At 64.4% G+C, this 5,148-nt stretch carries 6 protein-coding genes; all 6 read left to right on the forward strand.

Going from position 1 to position 5,148, the window contains the following annotated elements; genetic code table 11:
• Positions 1-160, forward strand: a 160-nt coding sequence (locus tag ACIQ36_RS18105) for a peptidase G2 autoproteolytic cleavage domain-containing protein (RefSeq protein WP_395831928.1), incomplete at its 5' end; no start/stop codon positions are given.
• Positions 161-171: 11 nt separating this feature from the next.
• A complete protein-coding gene (locus tag ACIQ36_RS18110) occupies positions 172-2,202 on the forward strand; it encodes a DUF2793 domain-containing protein (protein ID WP_395831919.1) in 2,031 nt (676 codons plus the stop codon).
• Between the two features lie 2 nt (positions 2,203-2,204).
• A complete protein-coding gene (locus ACIQ36_RS18115) occupies positions 2,205-3,098 on the forward strand; it encodes a putative Ig domain-containing protein (RefSeq protein WP_395831921.1) in 894 nt (297 codons plus the stop codon).
• Between the two features lie 14 nt (positions 3,099-3,112).
• A complete protein-coding gene (locus ACIQ36_RS18120) occupies positions 3,113-4,099 on the forward strand; it encodes a hypothetical protein (RefSeq protein ID WP_395831923.1) in 987 nt (328 codons plus the stop codon).
• Between the two features lie 11 nt (positions 4,100-4,110).
• Complete coding sequence (locus tag ACIQ36_RS18125; RefSeq protein WP_395831925.1) at positions 4,111-4,452, forward strand: hypothetical protein; 342 nt, start codon at positions 4,111-4,113, stop codon at positions 4,450-4,452.
• Positions 4,449-4,871 carry a structural protein gene (locus ACIQ36_RS18130; RefSeq protein ID WP_395831927.1) on the forward strand — a complete coding sequence of 141 codons (423 nt, stop codon included), beginning with the start codon at positions 4,449-4,451 and terminating at the stop codon, positions 4,869-4,871. The genes ACIQ36_RS18125 and ACIQ36_RS18130 overlap by 4 nt, the downstream gene beginning before the upstream one ends.
• Positions 4,872-5,148: the final 277 nt, after the last annotated feature.

A 5,148-nucleotide genomic window follows, 5' to 3' on the forward strand; every position in this document is an offset into this window, starting at 1 on the left:
CGACCCCGCGCGTCCCTATATTCCGCGCTCGCAACGTCCCGAATGGGCGCTCGTCGGGCTGCTGGGTCAGGTTCCCATGCTGACCGGCCAGCCGCGCGGCGACCGCTGGCGCGTGATGCGCCCGGTGTCGGACGCCGTGACCCTCGTTTACATTCGCTAGGAACCATCCCCATGCACACGCAACTTCTGTATCCGGGCGCAAGCCCGGATGACGGGACCGGCACCGTTTTGCGCGATGCCGCCTTTATCCTCAATAATATGCTGCTGCGCCTCGCGGGCTCGTCCTGGCGGCAGCCGGTGCTGTCGACGGTCAGCGCCCCGCCGCTCACGCCCACGCACCAGCAGCGCTGGCTGATCGGAGCCACCCCAACGGGGGCTTTCGCAGGCAAGGCGGGCCAGATCGCCGAATGGGTGGGAACCCCGGCGGGGGCCGCGCCGGTGAATGCCTGGAGCTTCGAGCCGCCGACCGACGGGGCTTTCGTCATCGATATCGCCGCCGCCAGCCTCTTGCGCTGGGATGGGGCGGCCTGGGTCGCGGCGCTTGGTGACGGCGCGGTCGATTGGGGGGCGATTGTCGGAAAACCCGATTTTTTTCCGCCCGCGACCCATAGCCACGCTTTCCCCGACTTAACCGCCATCCCGGCCTTGGTATCGGCCTTGGCGGGTTTGGGCGGCGACGGGCTTTTGAGCAAGAGCGGCGCTAACCTGACAACCCTGCTGGCCACGGCCTTTGGTCTCTCGCTGCTGGGCGCGCTCGATGCCCCGGCGGCGCGCGGGCTGCTCGGCTTGGGCGCGGCGGCGCTGCTTGGAACCTCGGGCGCGGGCGGGGTGGTGACGCGCGGGGCGGACCTCAAAATTCCCCCGAGCGATCTTCCGGCGCTCGTCTTCGGCAGCACTTTCGATGCGTCATCGCAAAGCGAAATGCTGGCGCTGACCGCCGTTAAAGGCGACGTGTGCCGCCGATTGGACGTGAACGAAACCTTTTACCTCAGTGCCCCGCCCGCGAGCAGCCTCGCCAACTGGAAAAAAGTGCTGGTGCCGCTAACCTCGGCGATCACCAGCGTCCTCGGCCAAGGCGGGCCGGATGTCACCATTCCGGGCATGCCCACGCTCGCCGGGCCCATCGATAGCGCCGATGAACTGCCGCTCTACGATGCCTCAAGCGGCTCCCACCGCCGCGTTAGCCTCGCAACCCTGCTGGCGGGGAGCACGAGCCTCACCAGCGCCGCGCCCTCCGACATCGGTACGCTCGCAGCGGTCGGCACGGCCACCACGGCGGCGCGGGCGGATCACGTTCACAAGCTGCCGACGACAGGGGTTGCGGCAGGGACGTACACGAATCCGACGCTGACCGTTGATGCCTTCGGGCGTCTAACCAGCGCGAGCAATGGCAGCTTGAGCAACGCTGCCGTTATCCAGCCCTATTACGGGGGAGTGGTTACCTCCAACGTGTTGCCGATTGACGCGATGGCGATTTCAGTTTCGCGCTTCTATCGCTTCTTTCTGGATACGAACCCTGGGCAGGACACGATCACGATCCGGCTTCCCGCTTTACCCCCCTCGGGTCCGTCAGGCGGTTGGGTTGAATTGATCGTTTGTATTGTTCAGCCCCAATCTTTTAAGGGGTCGAAGTCGGTAATCTTCCAAGGGCCGGGCGGCACCGGAGTCACCTGGGAAAATAGCCTGATCCCGCCGATTAATCTCGGCACTTTTGCTGAGACCTATTTCGTCTTTCGGGGTGGGTCGCTCGATGCGCAATGGCGTGGGCGAGCGATGGACGCGCCAGGGGCGGGTACGACGTTCTTCAACGGCATCCTGTCCGGCGGCTCGATCCTCAATGCTCGCCTCGTCGGCATCCGGGAGGAAAAACAGGTTCGGGTCGATGTGCCTGCGACGGCAACCCTGCCCCCGATCACCAGCCACAATACCTATCACTATCGCCTGACCGGCAATGCAACTCTGACCCTGCCAGCGCGCCTGACTAACGCAAATTGTATCGTTGGCGTGACCCTCATCATCGATCAGGACGGCACGGGCGGGCGCACGCTGACCCTCAACGCACCCGCAGGCGAGACGATCAAATGGCACGGCGGGGCGATGGGGGCCATTGCAACCGGCCCGAATACCCGCACCCGCATCGCCCTCAGCGCCGCCCAAGGGGAAACCCGTTGGGATGCCGCCATCGTCTATAAGGAGGCGTAACCATGCTGCTTGCAACACGCGCTTGGTTGCCGGTTGGTGATGCGCCGCCAGCATGGGTCACGACTTCCCCTCTGACCGATGCCGAATGGGAAGCCCCCTACACGCAAACGCTGCTGGCGACCGGGGCAAGTGTTTATGCAATCGCCGCAGGCAGCTTGCCGCCCGGCCTTGTGCTGGCAGGCGACACGATCAGCGGCTCGCCGACGCCCGCGCCAAGCGCCCCGGCATGGACCACGCCTGCGGGGAGCCTCGGCACGGCCAGCCAGGGCGGGGGCTTTTCCGTCGCGCTTGCGGCGAGTGGGGCAACGTCCTTCGTGGTTCGCTCCGGCCTGCTGCCCTGGGGCGTGACGCTTGATCCGGCCACCGGCACGCTCGCAGGCACCTTGGCTGTGATCGGCGGGCCGGAGGATAGCCCTGGCCCCCTGCCGGTATGGAGCACGGCGGCGGGTAGCCTCGGGGTGGTTTGGGAGGGGCAGGCGGCGAGCCTCGCCTTCGGTGCCAGCGGGGCAGATACCTATGAGATTGTCGGCGGCATCCTCCCCTGGGGCTTGCGGCTTGACCGCAGCACGGGCGCGCTGACGGGCACCCCGGCGGATATGGGCGGCAGTGGTTTCGAGCCGCTTGAGCCTTACACATGGTCCGCGCCGGTATCGTCCGATCTCGGCACCTACGCCGTGGGGGCAAGCGTCAGTATAACGCAGACAGCAACCCCGGCGGGCTCCTTCTATATCGCCTCTGGTCTGCTTCCCTGGGGACTGCGACTTGCGCGGAGCGGTGGTCTTATCAGCGGCACCGTGAACGCTCAGGCCAACCTTGGAGTTCACGCCTTTACGGTTGGGCTCATCGACCCTGCCGGTCGCTTCGGCAGCCGCGCCTACACCATCACCATTATTTAAGGAGGGCAATCACTATGCCCGAAGTCTTTAATTTCACCGCCCGCGCGACGGCGGCGAGCGGCGCTTTTGCTGATCGGAATTTTTCGATCACGGTCAATAACAGCATCATACAGCGCTTGCTCGCGGTCGGCCCAAGCGGCGCGGCGCGCTCCTTGGGCGCGGGACAGCCGTGGACCTTGATTCCCGGCATCACGGGCGATAGCGCCGATTTTGGCGACCGCTGGCTCGTTTGGGATCAAACCGCAGGCGTTATGCGCGCCTCGCCCGATGCCATCAATTGGTCGAGTTTCGTGCCGACACTGCCCTCGGGCTACACCACCCTCGGTTATTTGCGTTGGCGCGCGGGAGCCTGGTGGTGCGTCGGTTGGGACGGCGCAGCTTTGGCCGTCCTCAAATCGACCGACAGCGGTCAAAGCTGGGCCGTGCAGGGCGCAACGATCCCGTCGACCGCCGACTCGCTCTCTTTCGAGCGGTCGGAGGCGGGGGCATCAATTATTGCAACCGGCACTGAATGGCATTTTCGCGCGAGCGATGGCGCGGCGTGGACGGTGGCGCGCACGACCGGGCACAGCTACAAATTTCAAATCGCCCATCTCAATGGCATCTGGTTTGCTCCCGCAAGCCAAGCCAGCCACCCCGGAATGGCACGCTCAACCGATGGGTCGACCTGGTTCGACCAAAGTAATGCCAGCGTTCTGACGTCCGGTTATTATCGCGGCGCGGCCTACGCCAATGGTGTTCTGCTGGCGCATGCCTATAGCGACACCCAGGCAGGCTATACCACCGATTCCGGGCTGACCTTCCAGGCCCTCACAACCCCATACCCCGCGGCGCCGGGGGCCTATCAGGCCGAACGCCCTATCGTTGCTCAGGGTGGGCGCTTCGTTCTGCTCGGGCCAGGCGGTAGCACCTATCTGCTGAATGCCGTCACCGGCCCTTCTTCAATGCAAGCGCTGCCCGCGCCGCTCAGCGTTCCGGCATGCCTTGCGGTGCGGAATTAGGGGGGGCGGGCGTGGGCGACGATTTACGGGCGGTTCTCGCGGAGATTCAGGCTGGAACCCGCGAAGGCCGAGCCTGGCGGCAGCGGGCCGAGCAACGGCTCGATCAAGCCGCCGAAAGCCTGCATCACCTGTCGCAATCGCTGGCCGAAGTGACCACCGAAATGAAGCTGCACCTGCACTATGGGCAGGAGCGGGTCGAGCGTCTTGAGGAGCGGGTTTCCGCCCTTGAAGATATCGGCCCACCGAAGGCGCCGAAAACTGCAATGGCGGTCGGCGGTGGCGGTTTTTTTGGGTGGCTCGCGGGCGGCGGCTGGGACCATCTCACTCACCTTATGAAGAGGATTTTCCCATGACGGCAGTCACGCTTCCGCGCGGCATCCGCAATCACAATCCCGGCAATATCCGGCGCACAAACACAATTTGGCGCGGCATGGTCCCCGACCAATCGGGCGATGCCGAATTTGTGGTTTTCTTGGAACCGCTCTGGGGCTTACGCGCCCTTGGGCGGGTTTTGCGCACCTATTACGATCTTTACCACTGCCGCAGCGTGGCGACGATTCTGCGCCGCTACGCCCCGCCGACGGAAAATAACACCAACGCTTATATCGCTGCGGTGGCAAGAACCCTGAACGTTGCGCCCGACGCCGAACTTCCCCGGACGCCTGAAACCTGGGTTGGGCTGATGCAGGCCATTGTTCGACACGAAAATGGCGTGGGGGATGCCTACCCCCTCGCCTTGTACCAGTCTGCCGCCGCCCTGGCGTTGGACTGATCTTTCCCCTTCTCTGGCAGGAGATAGCCATGCAGTATCTATTGAGCCGTCTGCAAGAACGCAGCACGTGGTTGGGTTTGATTGCGCTTGCGACCGGGTTTGGCGTTAGCGTCAAACCGGAGGTATCGAATGCGATCATCACAGTCGGCAGTAGTTTGGCCGGGGTGGTTGCGGCCTTGACACCTGAACCGCCCCGAGTTTGCCGGAGACCGTTTGGTTTAAGTTATGCGGCCATGGCTGGTGCGTCCAGCATGGCGTAGTATCGTTCTTCGGCCTC

Source organism: Elstera sp. (assembly GCF_044372965.1).
Taxonomy (GTDB): Bacteria; Pseudomonadota; Alphaproteobacteria; order Elsterales; family Elsteraceae; genus Elstera.